At 70.9% G+C, this 22221-nt stretch carries 19 protein-coding genes; 3 read left to right on the forward strand and 16 right to left on the reverse strand.

Annotation, left to right across the window (positions count from 1 at the left end):
* From Ssi02_RS25920 to Ssi02_RS25935, 4 genes are all read right to left on the reverse strand, one after another.
* A partial coding sequence (locus tag Ssi02_RS25920; protein ID WP_204030181.1) for an insulinase family protein occupies window positions 1–602 on the reverse strand: 602 nt, incomplete at its 3' end.
* Window positions 602–1852, reverse strand: coding sequence for a M16 family metallopeptidase (locus Ssi02_RS25925; RefSeq protein WP_204030182.1), 1251 nt, complete (start codon window positions 1850–1852; stop codon window positions 602–604). The genes Ssi02_RS25925 and Ssi02_RS25920, both read right to left, overlap by 1 nt.
* Complete coding sequence (locus Ssi02_RS25930) at window positions 1849–2751, reverse strand: alpha/beta fold hydrolase (protein ID WP_204030183.1); 903 nt, start codon at window positions 2749–2751, stop codon at window positions 1849–1851. The genes Ssi02_RS25925 and Ssi02_RS25930 overlap by 4 nt, the downstream gene beginning before the upstream one ends.
* Window positions 2748–4025, reverse strand: a complete 1278-nt coding sequence (locus Ssi02_RS25935) for an MFS transporter (protein WP_204030184.1) — start codon at window positions 4023–4025, stop codon at window positions 2748–2750. Before Ssi02_RS25935 ends, Ssi02_RS25930 begins: the two co-directional genes overlap by 4 nt.
* Window positions 4026–4166: 141 nt before the next feature.
* On the opposite strand from Ssi02_RS25935, the gene Ssi02_RS25940 reads away from it, so the two are divergent.
* Window positions 4167–5768 (forward strand): PucR family transcriptional regulator, encoded by a 1602-nt coding sequence (locus tag Ssi02_RS25940; RefSeq protein ID WP_204030185.1) that lies wholly within the window; start codon window positions 4167–4169, stop codon window positions 5766–5768.
* Here the strand turns inward: Ssi02_RS25940 and Ssi02_RS25945 are convergent.
* The 4 genes from Ssi02_RS25945 to Ssi02_RS25960 form a co-directional block, all read right to left on the reverse strand.
* Complete coding sequence (locus Ssi02_RS25945; RefSeq protein WP_204030186.1) at window positions 5688–7016, reverse strand: serine hydrolase domain-containing protein; 1329 nt, start codon at window positions 7014–7016, stop codon at window positions 5688–5690. The genes Ssi02_RS25940 and Ssi02_RS25945 overlap by 81 nt on opposite strands.
* Window positions 7013–8389 (reverse strand): pyridoxal phosphate-dependent decarboxylase family protein, encoded by a 1377-nt coding sequence (locus Ssi02_RS25950; protein WP_204030187.1) that lies wholly within the window; start codon window positions 8387–8389, stop codon window positions 7013–7015. The genes Ssi02_RS25945 and Ssi02_RS25950 overlap by 4 nt, the downstream gene beginning before the upstream one ends.
* 87 nt (window positions 8390–8476) lie before the next feature.
* The gene (locus Ssi02_RS25955; protein ID WP_204030188.1) at window positions 8477–9952 is read right to left on the reverse strand and encodes a helix-turn-helix domain-containing protein; all 1476 of its coding nucleotides are present in this window, start codon (window positions 9950–9952) and stop codon (window positions 8477–8479) included.
* 55 nt (window positions 9953–10007) lie between these two features.
* Window positions 10008–10469 carry a winged helix-turn-helix transcriptional regulator gene (locus tag Ssi02_RS25960; RefSeq protein ID WP_204030189.1) on the reverse strand — a complete coding sequence of 154 codons (462 nt, stop codon included), beginning with the start codon at window positions 10467–10469 and terminating at the stop codon, window positions 10008–10010.
* A gap of 94 nt (window positions 10470–10563) precedes the next feature.
* Between Ssi02_RS25960 and Ssi02_RS25965 the strand changes: the two genes are divergently transcribed.
* Window positions 10564–11223, forward strand: coding sequence for a DUF899 domain-containing protein (locus Ssi02_RS25965; RefSeq protein WP_204030190.1), 660 nt, complete (start codon window positions 10564–10566; stop codon window positions 11221–11223).
* 92 nt (window positions 11224–11315) lie between these two features.
* Here the strand turns inward: Ssi02_RS25965 and Ssi02_RS25970 are convergent, their stop codons facing one another.
* From Ssi02_RS25970 to Ssi02_RS26000, 7 genes are all read right to left on the reverse strand, one after another.
* Window positions 11316–12635, reverse strand: coding sequence for an MFS transporter (locus tag Ssi02_RS25970; protein ID WP_204030191.1), 1320 nt, complete (start codon window positions 12633–12635; stop codon window positions 11316–11318).
* A 25-nt stretch (window positions 12636–12660) separates the two neighbouring features.
* The gene (locus Ssi02_RS25975; RefSeq protein ID WP_204030192.1) at window positions 12661–13869 is read right to left on the reverse strand and encodes a cytochrome P450; all 1209 of its coding nucleotides are present in this window, start codon (window positions 13867–13869) and stop codon (window positions 12661–12663) included.
* A complete protein-coding gene (locus Ssi02_RS25980) occupies window positions 13866–15059 on the reverse strand; it encodes an NAD(P)/FAD-dependent oxidoreductase (RefSeq protein WP_204030193.1) in 1194 nt (397 codons plus the stop codon). Before Ssi02_RS25980 ends, Ssi02_RS25975 begins: the two co-directional genes overlap by 4 nt.
* An 8-nt stretch (window positions 15060–15067) precedes the next feature.
* Window positions 15068–15259 (reverse strand): ferredoxin, encoded by a 192-nt coding sequence (locus Ssi02_RS25985; RefSeq protein ID WP_204030194.1) that lies wholly within the window; start codon window positions 15257–15259, stop codon window positions 15068–15070.
* A 51-nt stretch (window positions 15260–15310) separates the two neighbouring features.
* Window positions 15311–17548 carry an alpha-N-acetylglucosaminidase gene (locus Ssi02_RS25990; RefSeq protein WP_204030195.1) on the reverse strand — a complete coding sequence of 746 codons (2238 nt, stop codon included), beginning with the start codon at window positions 17546–17548 and terminating at the stop codon, window positions 15311–15313.
* Between the two features lie 181 nt (window positions 17549–17729).
* Window positions 17730–18695 carry an NHL repeat-containing protein gene (locus Ssi02_RS25995; RefSeq protein WP_204030196.1) on the reverse strand — a complete coding sequence of 322 codons (966 nt, stop codon included), beginning with the start codon at window positions 18693–18695 and terminating at the stop codon, window positions 17730–17732.
* 261 nt (window positions 18696–18956) lie between these two features.
* The gene (locus tag Ssi02_RS26000) at window positions 18957–19619 is read right to left on the reverse strand and encodes a GNAT family N-acetyltransferase (RefSeq protein WP_204030197.1); all 663 of its coding nucleotides are present in this window, start codon (window positions 19617–19619) and stop codon (window positions 18957–18959) included.
* Window positions 19620–19814: 195 nt separating this feature from the next.
* On the opposite strand from Ssi02_RS26000, the gene Ssi02_RS26005 reads away from it, so the two are divergent.
* Window positions 19815–20708, forward strand: a complete 894-nt coding sequence (locus Ssi02_RS26005; RefSeq protein WP_204030198.1) for an AraC family transcriptional regulator — start codon at window positions 19815–19817, stop codon at window positions 20706–20708.
* On the opposite strand, the gene Ssi02_RS26010 is transcribed toward Ssi02_RS26005, so the two are convergent.
* The coding region (locus Ssi02_RS26010; protein ID WP_239129709.1) for a thiamine pyrophosphate-binding protein at window positions 20630–22221 on the reverse strand (1592 nt) is incomplete at its 5' end. The genes Ssi02_RS26005 and Ssi02_RS26010 overlap by 79 nt on opposite strands.

Here is a 22221-nt window from a genome sequence, read left to right on the forward strand (position 1 = left end):
AGCCCGAGGTTCGGGAGGTCGGCGATCTCACCAGCCAGCACGGTCGCCCAGGCGCTCTTATGCGCCGAGTGGAAGGCCGAGACGGCGTCGGCGCCGACACGTGCGAGCGTGTCCGGTGTGCCGAAGGGTGGCCGGCCGGCCCGCTCACCCGAGGCGGCCAGGGCGGCGAGCAGTTCCCATCTGGCGCGCACGGCAGGTTGTGCGCGCTCCAGGGTGAACTCCTCGATCAGTTCGCTGCGGATCGCCGCCACCTCACCGGCATCGAACACCGGCTCCGCGACGGCCCGAGCCGTCGTCTCCATCGCCTCGGCCAGATGCCGGGACGGCACGTCGAGCACGAGGCGCGAGGAGGACAGGTCCACCTCGGCCCGCAGTGTCGCCCCGAGGGCCTCCAGCCGGGAGGTGAGCCCAGCCGCCAACGTCCGGGCCGTGACGGCGGCCACGCCGTCGAGCCCTTCGGGTTCCCGCCGCGCACCGCCGGGAAGGACGAGGCGCACGGCCACCGGCTCGCAGCCCGGAAGGTGACAGGCCACGGTGCCGGGCTCATGCCGTACGGCGGGGAAACGCCAGGGCGCGGGAGGGGCCGGGACGGGCCGGGGCATCAGCGGCTCTTTTCGTAGATCAGGACACCCCGGTTGTCCGGGGTGAGCCGGGTGGCGGCCGCGGCGACATCGCCGCCGGTGACGGCGGACGCACGGCGGGCGGCGGTGAACGCGCGACCGGCGTCGCCGAACTGGAGCGCGTGCAGCGTGAGCTCGCCCGCCAGGCCCGCGAGGGTCGAGGTCCGGTCGAGGAAACGCCGTTCGGCCTGGGCGTGGAGGCGCGTGATCTCCTCGGCGCGGGGGCCGTCCGCGGACAGCCGGAGGATCTCGGCGTCCAGTGCCTCCTCGACCGCCGCGAGATCGGCGCCCTCCGCCGCATAGACGGCGAGCACGCCGAGCGAACATGTCCCGGCGAACCGGTGCACCTGCGTCTCGCAGGCCGGCGCGAGCCCGTCCCGCCTGACCAGGCGGTCGTGCAGCCGGGAGTGCCTGCCCTCGCCGAGCAGCCGCAAGGCCAGGTCGGCCGCCTCGATCTCCGGAGTGCCGTCGGCGGGCAGCCGGTAGACGCGGAACAACGCCGGCGCCGGCACCTCCTCCGCGACCCGCATCCGGGCCTCCCCCCGCGCCGGGCCGACCGCGCCGTCCCGGGCCTCCGGCCTCCCCGCGCCGCGCGCCAGGTGGCCGAAGCGGCGTTCCGCGGCCTCGAACACCCGCCCGGGGTCGACGTCGCCCGCGACAGCGAGGACCGCGTTGTCCGGCGCGTAGTGGGCGGCGTGGAAGTCCAGGCAGTCGGCCGTGGTCGTGGCGTCCAGGTCGGCCGCCGAGCCCAGTGGGGTGTGCGCGTAGGGGTGCGCCTCGGGGAAGGCCAGCGCGGGGAGGTGGGCGATCGCCGTGCCGTACGGCCTGCCGAACAACCGTTGCCGGATCTCGTTCTTCACCACGTCGCGCTGGTTGTCGAGGCGGGGCCGGGACAACGCCGCGGGCAGCGTGCCCATCCGGTCGGCCTCCAGCCAGAGTGTCAGGTCGAGGTGCCCGATCGGCACCGTCTGGTGGTAGGTCGTGTGCTCCCACCACGTCTCACCGTCGTAGGGCGCCCCGGCCCGCTCCATCACCGCGGCGTGCTCTCCCTCGGCCACGTGCGCCGACCCCTGGAACATCAGGTGCTCGAACAGGTGGGCCAGGCCGGTTCTGCCGGGTGCCTCGTGCCGCGAGCCCACGCCGTACCGTATGTTGACCGCGGCCAGCGGCACCCGGCGGCGCGGGTGGACGACGACACGCAGTCCGTTGCCCAGGGTGTGCTCCTCGATCACGCCCCGGCCTCCCGCACGACCCGCAGGATCTCCTCGGCGACCAGGCCGGGCTCGTCCTGCGGCACCATGTGCCCCGAACGCCCGGCCACGACATGCCTGCCGTACGGCTGCGCCCCGGCGAGCCGCCGATGGCAGTCCTCCAAGGCCCGCCACAGGTCGGCGAACGACGCGGGGCGCAGCGCACCGCTGATCACGGTGACGGGCACGTGGGGGAGGCGTTCGGTCTTGAGCAGCCTGTGCAGGGCGGACAGGCTGGGCCCCTGGCCAGCGGTCTCCGCCCGTGTGGCCCGGAACGTCGCCGGGCGCGCCAGCTCGTCCAGGATCTCGGCCCGCATATCAGGCGGGAATGGCTCCGCCATCTTCCGCAGCTCACTCGCCACCGGAGCGGCGCCGAACCGGGCCAGGACCTCCCCGGCGCGCAACTGCACGGCCTCCACCACGTCGCTGAGCGGTTGCAGAAGGCGGGCGGCGCGGTAGAGCGGCCGGTCGGGCAGCTTCACGTCCTCGGGCGGCACCGACGGGTCCACCAGCACCAGCCCGGCGACCCGCGCGGGATACCGCAGCGCGAACAGCGTGACCAGCGCGCCGCCCAGGCTGTGCCCCACCAGCACGCACCGCCTCACCCCGGTGCCGTCGAGGAGGTCGAGCAGGTCCTCGGCCATCCTGGCGTGGTCGCGCGGCATGTGGTCGGGCTCGCTGCGGCCGAGCCCCGCGCGGTCATAGGCGAGCACCGCCGCGTGCTCGGCGACGGCAGGCATGACCATGCCCCATTCGGTGCGTGTGGCGCCGAGCCCCGATTCGAAGACGACCCTCGGCTCGCCCTCCCCCTGAGTCACATAGTGCAACCGCCGCCCGTCACGGGTGCGGGCGAACGCCGGCTTCCCGAAGAGGTCCTTCATTTGGCTCCTTCCGGCTCGGCCGCCCGCAAGGCGAGGAGATCGGCGGGCAGGGTACGGCGGGCCGAGGCGATGACGAAGGCGGCGAGCAGGCCGGGTACGGCTATCGCCGCCACGGAGCCTGCCGCGCCCAGGGCCTGCTCGAACCCGGCGAGCACCCCCGCGCCGAACAACCCGCCGACGGCGATGGCCAGGGCGAACAACGCGGAGGCGTGTGCCCGGTGGGCCGGTGAGATCACCGACAGCGACATCAGCTGGGTGGCCGGGATGATGTGCGCCTGCGCCGCCGCGGCGGCCAGGAAGAGGGCGAGCGCCAATGGCAGCGCCGGCGCCAGGATGCCCGCGGTGTAGGCGAGGGCGCTGCCCGCCACGGTGACACCCGAGGCGACCGCCACCCGGCCGGGGGACGTCTGGAACATGCCGTCCAGGAAACGTCCGGAGACGACGAGAGTGATCAGCATGGCCACGGCGGCGCAGGTGAAATAGAGGCCGCGGGCGTCGGCGGTGAGGTCCCAGCGTTCCTCTAGATGCACCGACACCAGGGTCGAGACCGGCACTTGCAGGGCGCCGAACACCGCGAACCCCGCCATCAGCCGGCGCACAGTCGGGATCCGTAGGAGGGAGCGCACGACGGGCCACAGGCCCTTCCGCGCGTCCGCCGCCGGTTCGAAGCGGCCGACGCCGGGGTCGCGCAGGCCCAGCGCGCACAGGCACATCAGCGTCGCCAGACCGCCCAGCGTGAGGAAGACGGCCCGCCAGCCGAGGTCGAGCCATCCGGTGAGGGCGGAGACCAGCAGCGGGGCCACGACATAGGCCGCCGCCGAGGCCGCGCCGTACAACGTGAGCACTCTGGCCCGCACGGCCGGCGGATAGGTGTCCACGAGCAGCGGGCTGTGCAGCGCCACCGTGCTGCCGTTGGCCAGGCCGAACACCAAGAGCACCAGCATGAGGCCCGCCATGCCCCCCGTCAGGCCGACGGCGGCGGTGGCCAGGCTCCACACCAGCCCGGTGGCGATCGACAACGCCGCGCGTCTCGGGCGGTTCCCGGACAGGAAGGCCAGTGTCATCGGCGCCACCGTGAGCGCGAGGAACTGGACCGACATCGCGGTCGCCAGTTCGCCCGTGGTCATCCCGAGCTCGTTGCGTAGGTCGGGGCCAAGGACGGTGAACGCGGTCTCCGCGAAGGAGTTGCTGATCAACAGCAGGCCGAGCGCGCTCACCGGGTAGAGGGTGAGACTGTGCTCGCGTAACGCGTGCCGGAGGGGTGGGGCCTTCATAGGACCACTGTGAAGTGTGGGGTCGTGTGGTGATCTGTCCCGATCGGCTAACGTCGAGGCCCGGCCGTTGTCCGATCGGGACACGACTCCGGGGGGCGCCGTGGGCTCCAGTGGAGGGACACCTTGGCAAGGAGGGGACACATGGAGCTGAACGACCCGAAGGTCTTCGTCACCCTCGTGCCCGCGCCCGGCCGCCTGTCGTACGGCACAGCCGCCTCAGGCGTCGCCATCCACGACCCCCTGGACCCGCACCCGCCGCGTCCCGCCGCCGTCGTGCTGCTGACCGGGGTGGATCCCAGGTCTCCCGAGGCCCCCGCCGTCGTCGCCGGTCTCACGGGCTGCGCGGTGGTGGTCGTCCGCCACTGCCCCGCACCGCCGGACGCGCTCCTCACCGCCGCGGCGCGGGCGGGGGTGGCGCTGATCGCGCCGCGTGAACCGCTTCCCTGGAGCCAGGTGCACACCATGATGGTGCGGGCCGCACGCGATCACGGACCGGGGTCGGAGAACGCCGCCGAGGCGCTGGCCGGCGTGGCGCCCGGCGACCTTCCCGCTCTCGCGGACGCCGTCGCCACCGCGGTGCGGCGGCCTGTGATGATCGTGGACACCCGGTGGCGGCTCCTGGCCTACTCCGCGGTGCCAGGGCAGTGGATCGACGACCTTCAGCGGGAGGTCATCATGGCGAGAAGCGTCCCGGAGCGTGACGCGCCGCCCGCCACACGCACTCTCCTGCTCGTCGGCGACAGGGCGCTCAGGTTCAGCACCGGGGAGGACACCCAGAACGACACAGCGGACGACACCGACGTTCCACGGATCGGCGCCGGCATCCGGGTGGGGGAGACGCCGCTTGGCATGTTGTGGGTGCTGGAAGGCAGGGAGCCGCTGCCCGACGCGGCGCTGCCGCTGGTCGAGGACCTCGCCCGGCTCGCCGGCCCCCATCTGGCCAGGCACGAGGCCGTCCGCACCGCCGAACGCGAACGCCGCGGCGAACTGGCCGGACAGGCCATCGACGGCGGGCCCGGCACCGAGGCCGCCTGCCGTGCCCTCGGCGTCGACCTGGCGGCGGGTGTGGCGGTCGCCGTCGTGCGGCTGACCCATCCGGCGTCGCCCGTCCGGCTGCGCGCCCTGCTCGACGGCGTGACGGCCTATATCGGCGCCCGCCGCCGGGGGGCGGCCTGCGTGTTGCGCGGGGACACGGTCTATTGCCTGGTGCCGGTGCCCGATCAGGCCGCCGCCGACGCGCTGCGGGAGGCGGCAGGCGGCCTGGTCGAGGCGCTGCGGGACACCGTGGCCTGCGTGGGCGACCGGACGGCCGATGCAGCCGGGCTCGCCGTGTCGAGGCGGCGGGCCGAGCTGGCTCTTGCCGTACTCCGCGAGGGGGAACGCGTTGTGAGCGTGGCGGACGTGCGTGCCCGGGTGGCGGCCAGGGAGCTGGACGAGCTGCTGGCCGCCGCACCGCACCTCTTGGTGCACGGGCTCGGCGAGCTGCAAGGGTTTGAGGACGCGGTGCTGGCGTGGATCGAGCACCTCGGCGACGCGCGGACGGCGGCGGACCTGGCCGGCCTGCATCCGCACTCGCTGCGTTATCGCATCCGCCGCCTGGCCGCGCGTGGGCTCGACCTGCACGATCCGGACACGAGGTTGCTGGCCTGGAGCACGCTGCGGCTAGTCCGCCACGCGCGGGAGCGCCCTGCCGAGATGCAGGAAACGCGCCCCGCCGCCGGCGTCGCCGACGAAGGCCACTGACATGTGCGCACCGCTGTCGGGGACGGCGTCGACGCTGATCAGCGTGTCCGCGTCGAGTGCGACGGCGTCGAGGCTCTGGATCTCCTCGTCGTCGCGCAAGGTGAGGGTGAACCCCCGGCCCGCCTCGGCCACCTCGACGCTTAGGGCCCGCGAGGCGTAGCGCCCGGTGAAACGGCGCGGGTCCACCGCGGGCGGGTGCTCGGGCGGCGTGGCCGCAGCGGGCACGGTGACCCCGGCCAGGCCGGACAGGAGCGGCGGGAACAGCCTTTGGAACAGCTCGGTGCTCCTGCCGCCGTTGGTCAGCAGGGCCACCGCGACATTGCGCTCCGGCACGACGCGCAGGAACGCGGTCTGGCCGACGCTGTTGCCGTCGTGCCCGAAGACGGTGCCGCCCTCCCACGAGAAGAGCTCCCAGCCGAGCGCCCAGTGGCTACCGCGCCTGCCGGTGCGCGGGGGCAGCGCGATCTGCGGCTCGCGCATCGCCCGCGCCGACTCCGCCGACAGGATCGGCCGGCCGCCGCGCAGGTGCGCGCCGGTGAAGACCATGAGATCGCGGGCGGACATGGTGAGGGTGGCCCCCGCCGGCGCGTTGGACCGCGGCATGGCCCAGACCGGCGTCGGCACCCCGTCGAAGTGGCCGATCGCCACCCTGCGCACGATCGCCTCGGCCGCCGAGGTGACCACGGTTTCCAGCCCGAGCGGCGCGACGAGCCGCTCGGCCACCTCCGCCTCGAAGGTGTGACCGGTGAGCACTTCGACGACCCGGCCCAGCACGCAATAGCCGGTGTTGCAATAGGAGAAGAGCTCTCCCGGGGCGAACGACTGCGGAGCGGTCTCCTCCAGCGTGGCGATGAAACGTTCCAGAGCGTCGTCCCCCGGCCCGGTGTCGAGGTAAAGGTCCCCTTCGATGCCGGACACGTGGCTGAGCAGGTGCCGGGCGGTGACCGTCGCGGACACCTCCGGATCCGTCACCCGGAAACCGGGCAGATAATCGGCCACCGGACGGTCGAGGTCAAGCCTGCCCTCATCGACCAGCCGCATCACCAGCGTGGCCGTCCAGACCTTGGCGATCGAGCCGATCTGGAAGACCGAGTCGGTGGTGACGGGATAGCCGGTGGCGGTGTTCAGCACCCCGGCCGCCGCGTCGACGATCTCTCCGCCGGAGAGTACGGCGACAGCCGCCCCCGGCACGTCACATTCCTTGGCCAGCGGCGCCAGCCGCTCGTCCAGCCACTCACGCACGTTCACCGTGTCTCACTCTCCTCCGCGTGCCCCGCCGCCACAACGGCGTGCACGATCTCCCGCAGGTCGTCCGCCGTCGCCGCCGGGTTGAGCAGCGTCAGCTTGAGGCAGATGCGCCCGCCCATCTCGGTGCGCCCCACCACCGCGCGCCCCTCGGCGAGCAGGCGGCGGCGCAGGGCGGCGTTCACCGCGTCGGTGCCCCGATAGCGGAAGACGACGGTCGACAACACCGGCGCGGCGACCAGCTCCAGACCGGGGTCGGCCGCGATCAGGTGTGCGGCCTCGACCGCCAGGTCATGGCACCTGTCCACTCGCTCGCCCATCCCGGCCCGGCCGAGCGCCCGCAGCGCGGTCAGGATCTTCACGCAGTCGGGCCGCCGGGTCGTGCGGAGGGACAGGCCGAGCAGGCCGTCGTAGCCCTCCTCCTCGTCGTCGGCCGGATTGAGATACGCCGCGCGCAACTCCAGCGGCGCCAGCATCGCCGCGTCCCGCACGAGGAAGACACCCGCGGCGGCGGGCACCCAGCCGAACTTGTGCATGTCGATCGACACAGAATCGGCGTCGGCCAGCCCGCGCAGCAGCGGCGAAAGCCGGTCGGAGAACAGCGCGCCGCCGCCGTGGGCGGCGTCGACGTGCGACCAGGCGCCGTATCGCCGGGCCGTGCGGGCGATCTCCGGCAGCGGGTCGATCGCCCCGCAGTCCGTCGTCCCCGCGGTCGCCACCACCGCGATCGGCACATCGCCGCCCTCCACGCACGCGGCCAGCGCGGCGTCCAGGGCGTGCACGTCCATGCGCCGCCGCCCGTCCACTCGGACGGCCTGGACGGCGCCCTCGCCCAGGCCGAGCAGGGCCGCGGCGCGGCGTACGGAGAAGTGTGCCGTCTCCGAGCAGAACACCACCTTGCGCGCCCCGCTGTCCGCCGCGTCGCGCGCCAGCATGAGGCCCATCAGGTTGGACTCCGTGCCGCCCGTGGTCACCGTGCCCGACGCCGCCTCGCCATATCCGGCCAGCCCGGCCAGGGCGCGCACCACCTCGCGTTCCATGGTGACCGCGGCCGGGGCCTGGTCCCACGAGTCCAGCGACTGGTTCAGCAGGGACACCGCCAGGTCGGCGGCGACGGCCTCGGGTAGCGGCGGGCAGTGCAGATGCGCCGCGCAGCGGGGGTCGGCGGGGTCGGCCGCGCCGTAGGCGAGCAGGCCGACGACGGTTTTGACGGCCTCTTCGGCGCCGGTGCCTTTTTCCGGGATCGGCGCACCGAGCTTCCGCCGTACCAGATCCGCCAGTGCGGCCGGGGTGGTCGCGGGCACGGGGCCGCCCCGCTCTGCGGCTCCGGCGTCGAGGGCCGCGAGGACCTCGCTCAACGGCAGCGATGGTGTCATAAGCCCACAATGCCCCGGGGCGGCGGGCGGGCGATTCGACCGACTCGCCAAACCGGGTGGGTGGGGTTTGTCCAGATGGTACTGGCGCTAAAGGGAGAACCTCCGCCGGATCCAGGCGACGTAGCGCATGTCGGGGTCGGTGAGATCGGCACCGCTCTCGACGAGCTTGCGCAGCCGATATCTGAGCGTGTTGGGGTGCACGCCCAGCCGCGCGGCAGCCGCTCGCACGTCGCCGTGCTCCTCCACCCAGACCGCCGCCCACTCCTCAAGCGCCGCGATGTCGTGCACGAGCAGGTCGGGGTGGTCGTTCAGCAGCTCGTGCACCTCGGCGAGCGCCGCCCGCACACGGACCTCGTCGACGGTGGCGACGGGGGGATCGGCGGGATGCTCTCGCACCACGCCCAGGGCGAGTACGGCGTGCCGCAGCGAAGTGGGCAGATCCCCAGGGGCCGTGACACGCCCCCCGACACCGGCGGCCAGCCGATGCCTGCCGCCCGCCCGCCTGGCCAGGCTCACCACCGTCTCACGCACCCCGGCGGCGGGGGCCGAGAGCAGGCAGTGCACGGTCTCACCACGCAGCACACAGGCGGGCACCCGCCGGTAGGCCTCAAGGTAGGTCGCTATCCCGTCGAGCAGCGCCTCCCCGGCCATCGGCACCAGCGCCCCGATCGCGACGACCGCCAGGCCGGCGTGCGGATCGAGACCGAGCTCCGCACATGTGGCCTCGCCGTCGAGTGCCCGGGCGGTGAGTTCGGAGAACCGCTCCCTGGCCGCGGTGCGGGCGGCCCGCGCCCGGCCCAGGTGCACACCCGCCAGCCTGGCGAACTCCTCCACCAGCGGCAGCCGCTCGTCGGGCAGCGGCTGCCGCCCCTCCAGCACCCACAACATGCCGCGCGGCTCGGCTCCGGTCCTGATCCCCACGCCGATCCGGGAATGCTCGCCGAAATCGAACCGCCGCGCGCGTCCGTCGCCCAGCACCACCCTGCGGGTGTGCGGGGGAGCGCTCCCAGCGGGCACGGCTCTGCCGAGGATCATCTCCCGGTGCAGGTCGTCGCTCCACTGGCCGGGGATGGCGGAATATGCCAGCAGCCGCCATTGGGTGTCGACCATCACCACCGGCCGGTCCAGCGCCGCCGCCACGGCGTCCGCCAGAGCCGGCAGATCTCCGGGTGGCACACCGCCCAGATCGCGCCCGCCGTCTGCGACGCCGGTCTCCGGCAGCGACCCGGCCAGCAGCACATAGAGGTGCGTCCAGGGCAGCGGCCAACGTGTGGCCAGCAACGCCACACCCGCCTCGCGGGCCGCCTCGACCAGCGGCTCCGGCCGTGCGACCGTGCCCCTGACCACCACGGCGGCCGCGCCGCCGAGCCCGCGGACGACGTCCGCCGCCTCCGGCCCGTCCGGATCCACCCCCACCAGCAGCACCAGCGCCCCCGCGGCGGCCGGCTCCACGTCGAACGGATCGCGGATCGCGACCCCGCCGACCACCACCCCAAGGCCCTGGGGAGCCACCAGCACTTCCAGCAGATCCGCTCCGAACTGCCGGACCACCTCCTCCAACATCCCCCCATCATGCCCCGCGATCCCATGACGGGGTCCACTGCGCTGTCGTACTGGCTCAGACAGTCGCTGATAACCCGGGCCCGGGCAGCACGTCGATGTCCGTCGCCCGCATCGGGCGGGCGCAGACCGAGCAGTGCAGCTCCACATGGCTGATCTGGCCGCAGGCATGGTGGCGGTAGAGAACGGGAGGCCCCGTTTCGCCCGCCGTCCACCGGTCGCCCCAGCGCACCATCACCAGCAGCAGGTCGCACAACTCCCGGCCCTTGTCGGTGAGCGTGTACTCATGTCGCGAGGGCCGCTGTGAGTATTCCCGGCGTTCCAGCACATCGTGGTCGACGAGCCACTTCAGCCGCTCGCTGAGCACCTTGCTGGAGATGCCCAGGTCACGCTGGAGATCGTCGAAGCGGGTGATGCCGACGTAGACGTCCCGCAAGATCAGAGGTGACCACGGCGCGCCGATGATGTCCAAGGTGCGGGCGATGGAACAGGCCATATCGCTGAACCGGGTGCGCTGCATGCGGCCACCATAGCAACAAGCTTCCCTTAGGAAAGCTACTTGGGTATGGTGCGACGAGTTCCTTCCTTCAAGAAAGCTACAGAGGGAGTACCTCGTGACAGCCCGGCCCCCGATCGTCTCGGAACAGGAATGGCGCAGCGCGCGGGACGCACTGCTGGCCAAGGAGAAGCAGCTCACCCGCGAGCAGGACGCCCTGGCGGCCGAGCGCCGCCGGCTGCCGATGGTCCGGGTGGACAAGAGCTACCGGTTCGACGGCCCGGACGCGCCGAGACACCTGCCGGACCTCTTCGAGGGCCGCAGCCAGCTGATCGTGTACTCCTTCATGTGGCACGGAGCCCACGAGTTCTGCTCAGGGTGCTCGATGTTCACCGACAACGTCGGCCACCTGGCCCACCTGCACGCCCGCGACGTCTCCCTGGCGCTGGTCTCCAACGGGCCACTGGCCGAGATCACGCCGTACAAGCGACGCATGGGGTGGACCATCCCGTGGTACTCCGCGGCGGACGGCGGCGCGTTCAACCACGACATGGGGGCAGGTGACGGCTTCGCACTGAACGTCTTCCTCCGTGACGGGGAGGAGGTCTACCGCACCTATGTCACTGGCGGCCGAGGCGTCGAACGCCTCGGCAGCACCTGGACCTTCCTCGACCTGACCCCATACGGGCGGCAGGAGACCTGGGAAGACTCGCCCGAGAACTGGCCGCAGAGCCGCCCTTACGAATGGTGGCGCCTGCACGACGAGTACGACTCCTGAGCGATCCATGCAGGCGCAAGGGCACAGCCGCGCAGTCCTCCGGCGACCACGCCCAGGCCGTCGCCTTGGCCGCCCGTGAGCCGGGGACGAGATCAGGTCGCGTCTGGGCGGAGCAGTCCCGGTGCTCCATCGATGGCTGCCGCGGTGGCGTTGCTGCGAACGCGCAGCACCGCGAGAGCCCCGATTAGCGAGATCACTCCACTGATGAGGTAGAGGGGGGAGTAGCCGCCGAGTGAGCTGACGATCATCGCGGCGAGGAACGGGGCGACGACCTGGGGAGCGGTGAGCGCGATGTGAAACACACCGAGGTCTCGGCCGGTGTCGCCGTCCGCGGGCATGACCAGCGTCGCCAGGGCGAGGTCGACGCCCAGGTACAGACCCATGGCTAAGCCGCTGATGGCACCGCTGATCAGCGAAGCGGTCCACACCGGCCACACGAACGGGATCAGCATCGCCGCCGCGCTCGCCAGCCCGGACCCGAGCACGAACATCCGGTGGTGCTTGAACCGGTCGACCAGCGGCCCGGCGACGGCGGTGCCGACCACGGTGAGCGGGAGCAGGAACGACGAGCTGATCGCGACCGCTTCGGCGGCGGTCATGCCGGGCGGCAGCTTGATGTAGTCCTGCATGGCATAGAGGTTGAAGCTGCTGACCATGGCGAAGCCGAGGTAGAGCACGGTCCGGGAGATGAAGACCCAGCGGTAGTCACGGAACCGCAGGCTGGCGAACGTCTGGCGCAGCTCGGCGAGCACCGGCCGCCGCTCGCGGACCTCCGCCGCGACGCCGCGCGCCTCGCGCGTGAGCCAGGCGCTCACCAGCGAGGCGAGCGGCACCAGAATGGCCAGGAGCAGATAGCCGGTGAAGATCGCATCGACGAAGTAGGCACCGATCTGCACCCCGAGAATGGCGCCGACGGGCATCCCCAACCCCTGGACCGTGCTCGCGAGGCCGTGCCGGTGCGCGGGAATCCGGTCGGGAATCGTGGCGAGGATGACGTTGAGCCCGATGTTCACCATCGCCTGCATCAGGAACCAGCCGACGACGAGCCAGGCCACGGTTCCCGACAAGCCGAGCATCAGCAGCGTGCCGGCGGTGCCTAAGCCGCCGAAGAAGATCCACGGCGCTCTCCTGCCCCACCGGCTCCGGGTGCGGTCCGACAGGATCCCGACGAACGGCGGCACGGCGAACGAGGAGATCGCCGCGATCCCGGTCACCAGAGCAAGCGCGGAAGGGGCACCGTCCCCGGCGATGAGCCGCACCTGCGTGGGGAGCAGGACCTGGAGTGCCCCGACGATCGCCGCGTAGGCGAAGACGTTGAGCACGAACATCGCAAGCAGGATCGGCCACACCCGTACCTTCGGGGCGGTGGGGTCGGCGGGCAGTTCATCCTGTTGAGGGGCATATTGGGGCACGAAGACACCTCCGGGTTCGAGGGCACTAATCCCAGGTGACGCGGACGGTTCCCGGGGCGTAGGTCGGCAGGTCGCCGGCGAACGCCATCGGTGCCTGCTGTTCGGCCTCGACCAGGCGCAGCGCCGGGAGGCGCTGCAGCAGCCGGGTGATCGCGTCGGCGATCACCACACGGGCCAGCTGCTGTCCGATGCACGCGTGAACGCCGTGGCCGAAGGCGAGGTGGCCGGATGCGTCGCGCATGACATCGAAGGTGTCCGGGTCGGGGAACCGCTCGCCGTCGCGGTTGGCGGCCACTGTGGACACCCAGACCGGTTCACCCTTGCGGAAGTCGATCCCCTCCAGGGTCACGTCCTCCGCCACGGTTCGCGGATGGGTCGAGATGAACATCGCGTGGAACCGCACGAACTCCTCGACCGCGGCGGGAATGCGCTCGGGCTCGCGCCGCAGGATCTCCAGCTGGCCGGGATCCGACAGGAGCGACACCATGATCGTTCCGATCATGTACGCGATCGCGTCACGCCCCGAGCCCATCAGCACCGTCGCGATCCCCAGCCGCTCGGGTCCGGTGAGCTCTGAGCGCAGGAGATCGCTGACCGTGTCCTCGCCGAGGTCGTCGGCCTTCAGGTCGAGCACGCCGGCCGCGAACTCCACCATGTCGCCGAACCTCAGTTCCTCGGTGGCGAAGACGGCGGCGAATTCCTCAACCTTGTCGTCAGGGACGCCCAGGACTCGGCAGTGGGCGAAGACCGAAATCGGGACGGCGAAATCCTCGAACAGGTCGGCGGTGGACCCGGCGGCGAGCATCTCGTCGAGTCGCCGTTCGACGAACTCGCCGATCGCCGGCCGCTGCCCACGCACCCAGCGGACCGAGAAACGCCCGACCACCGCCCGGCGGATCCTTGTGTGCTCGGGCGGGTCGAGAGCCAGGACGTTGCCCACCATCAGGGCGTGCCCTCTCTCCGCGTCGATCGGCTTCCCCATCGGCAGCGGTGTGGGTCCAAGCGGGGTCCGCCGGTCGGACTGGCTGAAGCGGGTGTCCTGGAGCACCTGGCGGGCCAGCTCGTAGCCTGTGACGAACCACCCGACGTTCCCGTCCTCGGCGGTGAGCCGGGTCGCCGGCGCCTCGGCACGCCACTGCGCGAACTGCGGGGAGGGCCGGAACGGAGTGCCGTCCCTGGGCATCACGGGCGGATGCTGATAAGGACATCCCTGGATCTCCGGATGCGTTGTCATGGGACAAACTGCCTTTCTCCGATATCCGGTGACCCGGACGTGAACTGTGCGCGCGCTTCGCGGAATGCGCGCGGCAGGTTCCAGCCGACGACGCCTACCGCCGTGCTGCCGCACAAGGCGAGGCCGACGAACTTCCCTTCCGCCGCGTCGCCCGCGACCACCTCGAGGGTGCTCGCGCCGTTGAATCGCCCATATGCCTGGATGCGAGTGCCGTAAAGCTCCGACCAGAAGAACGGCACGATGTCCGGCGAGTGCGGGAAACCGGTGGAAATCGTGCCGGCCACCGCGAGCGCCTGTTCGATCGCGTTCTGCTGGTGCTCGACACGGGTCGAGCCCGTGCCCGACGCCGCAGGCCGGCGGGCGACATCTCCGACCGCGTAGATGTCCTTCGCCGCGCGGCCCGCAGAATCGCACCAGAGCCCGTCGGCGATCCGCAGACCCGACCCGGCAAGCCACTCGACGCGTGGGCTGCTTCCCGCCGCTGCCACCACGACGTCGGCGGCGACCTCGGAGCCGTCGGACAGCACCGCACCGGCGACGCGATCCGTTCCGAGCAGCCTGACGACGTGGAGCCCCAGCCGCAGGTGCACACCGTTCTTCTCGTGGAGATCTGCCAGCCGCGGCGAGAGGAGCGCTCCCACCTGGCCGAACCGGATCGACCGGCTCCTGCCGACGAGTGTCACCGCCAGACCGCGTTTGACCAGCCCCGCCGCGATCTCGCTGCCGAGAACCCCGGCGCCGGCGACGAGGACACGCGCCGCACCGGCGAGATCCGCGGTGAGCCCTGTCGCGTCGTCGAGTGTGCGCAGCGTGTGCAACCCCGCGAGCGGGGACCGCTGCCCGAGCCGCCGGGCGGAAACCCCGGTGGCGATCACCAGTGAGTCGAACCGCAACTCGCCTTCCGTGGTGTGGACCACACGCCGGCCGGTGTCGAGACCGGTCGCCCGCGTGCCGAGGACGAGGTCGATGCCCAGCGCGGAGATCGTCTCGACCGGCGCGATAGCCGCGTCGTCGTGCGTCCACTCCCCGGCCAGGATCTGCTTGGACAGCGGTGGACGGTGGTACGGCAGGTGCGGTTCCTCTCCGACCACCGTGATGCGGCCCTCGTATCCACCGCGGCGCAAGGACTCCGCCGTGGTGAATCCGCCGATCGACGCACCGACGATCACTGTGCCGTGTCTCGCGGTCATGTGTCCGCTCAGTCCGAAAGCGTGATCGCGCGGGCAGGGCACAGTGAGGCCGCCCGCTGGGCGGAGTCCCGGAGTCCGGGACCGGCGTGGTCGCGCAACAGGATGACGATGCCGTCGTCATCCTGGTCGAACAGCTCGTCGGCGGCGAGCACGCACTGACCGGACCCCACACAGCCCTGCTGGTTCACCTCGATCTTCATGGCGTCTTCCTTTCTGCTTTCTGCTTCGAAAAGAGCCCGAACCCGCTCGGCCTATTTCGCCGAGGTAAGCCGTTCGGCGATCTCGAGAACGGCCTTCGCAGCCGTCTTCAGGTCGCCGTGCGGGCGGCTCGGATATTGCGTGCTGCTCCGGATCCACTCGTCGGTGAACCGGTACCAGTCGATCGGCGTCGTGGCCTCCCCGGCGAGGACGTCGCGGATTCGCCCCAGCCAGGCGCTCCACCGGGAGCGGTAGTAGTCGCCGACGAGGCCCGACCAGCCGCGGTTCCCGTAGTCGATCAGGAAGGTGGAGTCCTCATAGCCCCAGGAGGTCAGCAGCCGCTTGGCCTCCTCGGCGAGATAGGTGCTCTCCTGCACCGTCGAACCCCACGCACGGGCGTCGTCGAGCCATCGCCCGAGGAGGAAATGCTCGTTGGTGCGCAGGACTGCTTCCTGGGCGTCGATCAGCTCCAGGTATTCGGCTACGCGTTCATCGTAGGAACCGAGGTCTTTCGCCTCGGCCGCCTCGGCGATCGCCCGCAGGCCCGCGCGGGCGGCGTCGTCGGCCACCTGGCGGGCGACATCGGCGAGGTCGTAGGCGAACCCCGTGGTATGCAGGGAATCGGCGGCGGCCAGCAGTTCCCGCAGGGCGGGGATGAGCGCATTCTCCGGGTAGGGCAGCGCACGCGGCCCCACCATGCTCGCCTGGTTGGCCCGCAGGCTGGGGATGGCAGCGATCACCGAATCGGTGCTTCCGTACGGCGTGGCGAAGTTTGCCAGCGAAGGATCTGTCATGTCCAGCACCGCCAACGGCCCCTCCGAGACGGGCTCTCTGCCGGCGTCGGCCGCATCGACCGCGTTGCCTGCCATGGCCTGCTTCGACTCGGCCGGAATGGCGCCCGTGTCGTTGTGCCGCCACGGCCCGAAAGCGGTCTCGAACAGGGTCTGCCATGCGGCACGCGCGTGTTCGTCGGCAGCGCCGTACCTCGCTGCCGTCCAGTCGTCGAGCCAGGGGCCGAGCTGAATCTCACCGTCGGCCCACGCGAGATCGCTGAACAGATCCCACAGCACCGGGTTGTTCCCGACGCCCTCCGCCATGTTCGTCAGACCGGCGAGATAGGACGGTTCGGCGTCCGCGGCCCAGCGCTTCGGCGTCGCGGCGACTGCCGCCACGTCTCCGTACAACACCGTCCGGCCACCGTAGTTCGGCAGGATGCCGAGCGCCCACTTCGCGTCCAGGAAGCCGCCGTCGGCGTCGGCGGCCTCACCGGTCAGGTCGAGCACGAGCACCCGGGACAGGTCGATCGCCTCAAGCAGTTCCCGGCGAGGGTTGCCGATCCAGCCCTGCAGCACCCACGTTGAGTCCGGGTCGGCGGCGGTCATGGCCCGCTGCACCCCACGAGCGGCTTCCGCGAGGTCGACTCCGCCTGTCGTTCCGCCCTCGTGGAGCAGGTCCACCGCCCACATCCCGCTGCTACCGAACGCGGAACGTTGCGCCGCGTAGAACGTTTCGGCGACCGCGGCGTAGTTGTCCGAGGTAGTGTCGAGCCAGTCCGGTCGCTCCGGCCCGGCGGCGTCCATGAACCAGAGCCCTTGCGGAACCACCAGGGCGCCTTCGTTGCGCTCAGCGAACTTCGGCGGGACGATGCCACTGAAACCCGGGAGAATCGGAGTGATATCGAGCTCGCGCATTCGCCGGATGACTCTGCGGGCCAGCTCGACACGCTTCTCGACCAGCGTCCGCGTCGTGCCCTTGCCGAAATTCTGGATGCTGTTCAGCCACAGCCACGGCTGGTGCGACGGCGGCCCGAGCCATCGGAGGACCTCTTCCTCCGTGTGCCCGAACCGGGTGAACGTCTCCAGGTAGACAAGTTCCTGGCCGAGCGTGACATGTGCGGCGTTGATCCCACTCGCGGCGAGCAGGTCGAGCTCGGCTTCCCACTGCGCCCAGTCGAAGTATGGCGTCGTGTATCCCGGCACCGTGAGGTTGTAGGCGACGCGCAGGCCGAGCTGTGCCCGTCGTTCGACCACCACGCCCGCGGGAAGGTCACGGTCGACCGGACGGGTGCCGAACCGCGACACGTGGGCCACTCCGGTACGGCGGGCGAAGGCGGCGTAGCCCGCGACTGCCGCCCCCGCGCCCGACGCATCGACGTGCAGGTCCCCGTCGGCGGCCCAAACCCGAAACCCATCCCCGATAGCGGCGTTGACGACCACGTGGATGCGGTCGGCGGTGAGACCGCTGAGTCGTCGGATGGCCGCGGTCGCCGTGTGTGTGGATAGGTCGTTCACGAGGATTCTCTCCTGTCGAGGATCGGTCTTGGCCGAACGGGAGTACCTGCCTCAACCCTCACGGGCGGCGACGCCGCGAACAACGCCTCCGATGACGGGTTCCGATACTCCTTTTGCCTCGGGGACGGTGTGGGGGCCGGCGACATCCGGGCGCTGGTGGAACCGCTAGTCACGCCGGGAATCACCCTTCGCCGACCGAGGGGGTCAGCCGAATCTCGCGCCCGCCGATGACCCATTCGGTGAGATAGATCGAGCCGTCCGCGCCGACCGCCACCCCGTGCGGGCTGTTCAACGTTCCCGCGGTCAGTCCCGGCCGTACGGTCACGCCCTCGCGTTCGAGATTCGGCCACCCCGGCTGTTTCCGGCCCGCCGGGAAAGGCACGATCTCCTCCAGCCGGTCACCGGCGAGATCGACCGCCAGCAGCGCACCGTCCAGATCGGTGACGACGAGCGTGTTGCCCTGGACGGCGAGACCGGTTGGGCTGCGCAGGCGGGGATGGGTGAAGCTCCGGAGATATGCCCCGTCCAGCCGGAAAAGGACTAGCCGGTGATTGCCGCGGTCGGCGACCACCAGATCGTGCCCGAGCACCGCCAGGCCGTGCGGACACCGGAAACCCGTCCCGCTATCGCTCCCGTCCAGAGCCCGCAGGTGCCCCGAACGGTGGTAAAAGTGCACCAGACTGGCGCCGTAGCCGTCGGCCACGACAACGACATCCGCGCCGAGCGCGACCGCGGTGGGCCGCCACGGCTGTTCGGCATATTGCGGAAGGTCCGGCTGGGCAAGCGGGCGGAACTCCCGAGTCGCCAGGTCGAGGCACCCCGCGCTGCCGTCGCGCGCCTCTGGCTCGTAACGGGGCGGCCGCATCTTGAACCCGGGATCGGCGAGCCACAACACCTCCCGCCCGTCGCGGTGATCGTAGGTGATTCCGTGGATTTCGAGCAGCGGGACCTCGATCCGGCTTGGGGGACCGCCCGCGGACGGCTGCACCAGAATCGCGCCGCCGGCCGGGTCGGCCCAGTAGACCGTGCCCGCCTGGTCGACCGCGATTCCCGAATGCGACCATTCCGGGCTGCCCGGCGTGCCGGGTGCGAGAGTGTGCCAGGTCATCGCCGGGGCAAGGGGGCCTGGCTCGCCGCCGCTACGCATTCGCACACCGGACCGGGGCCGATTCCCCGCCCAGGCTCCGGCCGGCCAACCCGCCGCGTGGGGCAATCGTCGCGGTAATGCGACAAACGGACGTATTCATACCGAACACAGTGATTGAGTGCGGGCGTCCGGCCAACGTCTGCCGTGGCCGATACTAATACGCTCTTTGCATCATGGCAGGGGAGGTTCTCTGGAGGTCGCCTTCGAGCATCCTCCCCGCACCTATCCGCTCGCCGAACGACCGGACGAACGGGAGTGGCGTCACGATGTCGTCGCGATGCCGAGCAACCGATGTTCCGGTGTGCTCGATCGCAGCTCGTGGAAGCCGAGGCGAGCGTAGAACGCCAATGCCCCCGTGTTCGAGGAGTCGACGCCGAGGTACAGCGCCGGCACCCCGCGCTCGGCGAGCGCTCTGCGGAACGTTTCGATCAGACGCCTGCCGAAGCCCCGGCCTTGCAGATCGGGCAGCAGGTTGATGTGCAGGTGCGCCGGGTAGTCGGCGATCTCGCGGATTCGGGTCGCCTCGGGATGCAGTCCCACCCAGACGAGCATCTCCTCGGTGATCGCGGGCGCATGGCCGGTCGGGGGACCCGGTTCCGGATGCCTCTCCGCGAACCCGGGCGCCCAATTCCGTTCCCACCATGCGATGAACTCGGCGGTGTCGGCGACACCGATGACATAGCCGAGGGCGTGCTCCCCGTCGTCGACGACGAATGCGAGATCAGGCGCGAACTCCAGGTACGGCAGAGCCGCCACGTCGGCGACGAGCGTGTCGTCGGAGTACATCCCCGTCGCGTCGGCGCCGCTCGCCCCCGTGCGGAGGCAGACGTCCACCACATCATCGCGATCGGACGGCCGGTACGGGCGAATCGTCAGCCCGTCCCCCCTGCTGAGCCCTGCCTGTTCGACATCATTCTTGACCATTGCCGACCTTCCGGTGGGGTGGAATAGCTGAGCAGCGGTGCGGGCCGGGTAGCGTCATGCAGACCCGGACCAGCGTGTCCGGACGCGACGTACGAGACGACGGCCCGTGTGTTCAGCGTCGAGGATCCGAGTACTTGCGACAACGCTGTGGTTTGTCGGAATGGGTACGATTTTTGCCAATCAAGGAGGGCGTGGATGTCGGTCGTCTACGAGCACCTCGAGCCGCTCTACCCGCTCGGCTGGCGGCACTTCCGGCTTGAGCCGCCCTGGCTGACGCCGCGCAGCCACGTCCATCCCGAGTTCGAGCTGGTGTGCATCGTGCGCGGAGCCGGCACCCGGCTCATTGGAGACTCGATCGAGCAGTTCGAGCCCGGCGACCTCGTGCTGATCGGCCCGCATCTGGCCCACACCTACGCATCGATCCCCGAAGGCGGGCCGATCGAGGCGATCGTCGTGCAGTTCACGAGGGACGTTCTCGGCGAGGGGTTCTTCGATCAGCCGGTGTTCGCCGATGTGGCCGCGCTCCTGGACGCCTCGGCCGATGGACTCCGATTCGTCGAGGTGCCGCCCGCGCTGGCCACCCTCGATGATCTTACGCCCGCGGAGAAGACCGTCGCGCTGCTGGACATCCTTGTCGCCCTCAGCCGCGGGCCCTACGTCCGGCTCGCCACCGGCCAGTCCGCGTCCGGCATGGCAGTCGCGCGGCGGATCGAGTCGATCGTGGCATACGTGCACGAGCACTACCGCTCGCAGATCACCCTGCGGGACATCGCCGACGTCGTGCAAATGAACCCGAGCGCCGCGAGCCGGCTCTTCTCCCGGTCGACCGGATTCACCCTTACCCGGTTCATCACCGTCGTGCGGCTCAACGCCGCATGCCGCCTTCTGCACGACACGGACCTGCCGATCGCGACCATCGCCGCGAAATGCGGCTTCGTCAACCTCTCAAACTTCAACCGGCGCTTTCGCGAGGTGAAGCAGACCACGCCGAAGGCCCACCGTGCACTGCTCTACGCGGGCCAAGGAGGAGCGCCGACCCACGAACACCTCCCGGACGGGAAGTGGGTTACGGACTTCTTCACGAGGTGATCGATGTCCGGGAGGACTACAGCACGTAGGCCACCGCCGTCCATGGGATTCATCCCGCGGACTTCCATTCCTCCTCCGGCCACCCTGCGGCAGGGGCGTGAGTGACTTTGGCGTGGATGAGCAGCGGGTGGTCGCGGGGGCCGTTCAGCCAGGTGGTCACGGCGTCGACGGTCCGGCACGGCGGTGACGGTGACGGCGGCGCAGCCGTACTCGGGTGCGATGGGGGCCGTGTCGTGTGTGCCGTCGTCGTAGAGCACGATCACCATGGGGAGTGCGAGGCGGATCACCGTCGCCAGCTCCGCGATATCCGTGAGTGCGCCGCCGACGTCGCCGAGGGCGGCGATCGGCAGGCGGTCGGGGCGGGCCAGGGCGGCGCCTATCGTGGTGGCGAGGCCGGTGGGCTGGGATCCTTGGGGGAAGCAGAAGCCGCCCTCATCGGGGACGTCCAACAGCATGGCCGGATATCTCGCGGAATTTCCGGTGTCGGGGGCGACAATGCGCTCTTTCGGGAGCAGGTCGTCCAGGGCGATGGTGAGCGTTCTGGGGTCGATGCGACCGTTGCCGCTCGTGTCCTCGTACGGCACGCATCGCCAGTCGCGTTCGGCTGCGATCCGGCCGGCCGGCACCCGTGTGCGATAGCCGCGCGGAGCCGGGGATGGGCGTGATCCCGCGGGACGCAGAACGTCGGCGACGGCCCCCGCCGCCTCGGGGATGTCGCCGACCAGGCCCAGGGAGACCCGGCGATGGGTGCCGATGGACTCCTCGTCGAGGTCGATCTGGACGACCTCGACGCCGGGCCCGAGCAACGTGCCGTGCCGGGTGGCTCGCGGGTCGAGCGAGCAGCCCCAGGCCACCACGATGTCGGCGCCGCGTATAAGCCGTGCGGTCAACGGCGTGGAGAAGACTCCGCTGACGTCGAGATCCCACGGATTGCCGCGGAAGAGTCCCTTGGCCGCCGTCGAAGTCGCGAGGAGTGCGCCGACGAGGTCGGCCAGCTCTTCGAGTTCACGCCGGGCACGGCGGGCGCCGCGTCCGGCGATGAACACCGGTTTGCCGGATCGCATCAACATCCACGCCAAGGCCTCGGCTCCGCCGTACGGCCACACGCGGGCCTGCCGTAGAGGCATGGCGGGTGGTCCGTCCGCAAGTGGCGCCCGCATGTCGAGGAGCACGGCCCGTTGGTCGCGCAGCGCCGTCGCATATGCCTCCGCGACGGTCTCGGCCGCGGAGCGCTTCGTCACCGCTTCGTGGTGGAACTCTGAGGTGGCCCCGTTCACCAGCACTATGAGAGGAGAGCCGGTCTCGGCGACGCCGGTCGGCTCCGATCCTCGGGGCATGCTCACCACGCCGACCTTGCCGCTCATGCGGGCATATGCGCCGGCCATCACGGCGGCCGCGTCTTCATGGCCGGCGGCGATGAAACGGGTGCCGCCGGTGGTCATGGGGAATCCGCCGGTCACGCCGAACACCAGGTCCACGCCGAGTGTGGCCAGTGCGCGGGCCACCACGTCGG

The organism is Sinosporangium siamense (assembly GCF_016863435.1).
Classification (GTDB): Bacteria; Actinomycetota; Actinomycetes; order Streptosporangiales; family Streptosporangiaceae; genus Sinosporangium; species Sinosporangium siamense.

Excerpts from the sequence above, each read along its gene's own strand:
- Ssi02_RS25930 (WP_204030183.1), bottom strand. The coding sequence starts at position 2,751 with ATGAAGGACCTCTTCGGGAAGCCGGCGTTCGCCCGCACCCGTGACGGG.
- Ssi02_RS25950 (WP_204030187.1), bottom strand. The coding sequence starts at position 8,389 with ATGACACCATCGCTGCCGTTGAGCGAGGTCCTCGCGGCCCTCGACGCC.
- Ssi02_RS25980 (WP_204030193.1), bottom strand. The coding sequence starts at position 15,059 with ATGACCGCGAGACACGGCACAGTGATCGTCGGTGCGTCGATCGGCGGA.
- Ssi02_RS25995 (WP_204030196.1), bottom strand. The coding sequence starts at position 18,695 with ATGCGTAGCGGCGGCGAGCCAGGCCCCCTTGCCCCGGCGATGACCTGG.
- Ssi02_RS25975 (WP_204030192.1), bottom strand. The coding sequence starts at position 13,869 with ATGACAACGCATCCGGAGATCCAGGGATGTCCTTATCAGCATCCGCCC.
- Ssi02_RS25985 (WP_204030194.1), bottom strand. The coding sequence starts at position 15,259 with ATGAAGATCGAGGTGAACCAGCAGGGCTGTGTGGGGTCCGGTCAGTGC.
- Ssi02_RS25960 (WP_204030189.1), bottom strand. The coding sequence starts at position 10,469 with ATGCAGCGCACCCGGTTCAGCGATATGGCCTGTTCCATCGCCCGCACC.
- Ssi02_RS25955 (WP_204030188.1), bottom strand. The coding sequence starts at position 9,952 with ATGTTGGAGGAGGTGGTCCGGCAGTTCGGAGCGGATCTGCTGGAAGTG.
- Ssi02_RS25935 (WP_204030184.1), bottom strand. The coding sequence starts at position 4,025 with ATGAAGGCCCCACCCCTCCGGCACGCGTTACGCGAGCACAGTCTCACC.
- Ssi02_RS25940 (WP_204030185.1), top strand. The coding sequence starts at position 4,167 with ATGGAGCTGAACGACCCGAAGGTCTTCGTCACCCTCGTGCCCGCGCCC.
- Ssi02_RS26005 (WP_204030198.1), top strand. The coding sequence starts at position 19,815 with ATGTCGGTCGTCTACGAGCACCTCGAGCCGCTCTACCCGCTCGGCTGG.
- Ssi02_RS26000 (WP_204030197.1), bottom strand. The coding sequence starts at position 19,619 with ATGGTCAAGAATGATGTCGAACAGGCAGGGCTCAGCAGGGGGGACGGG.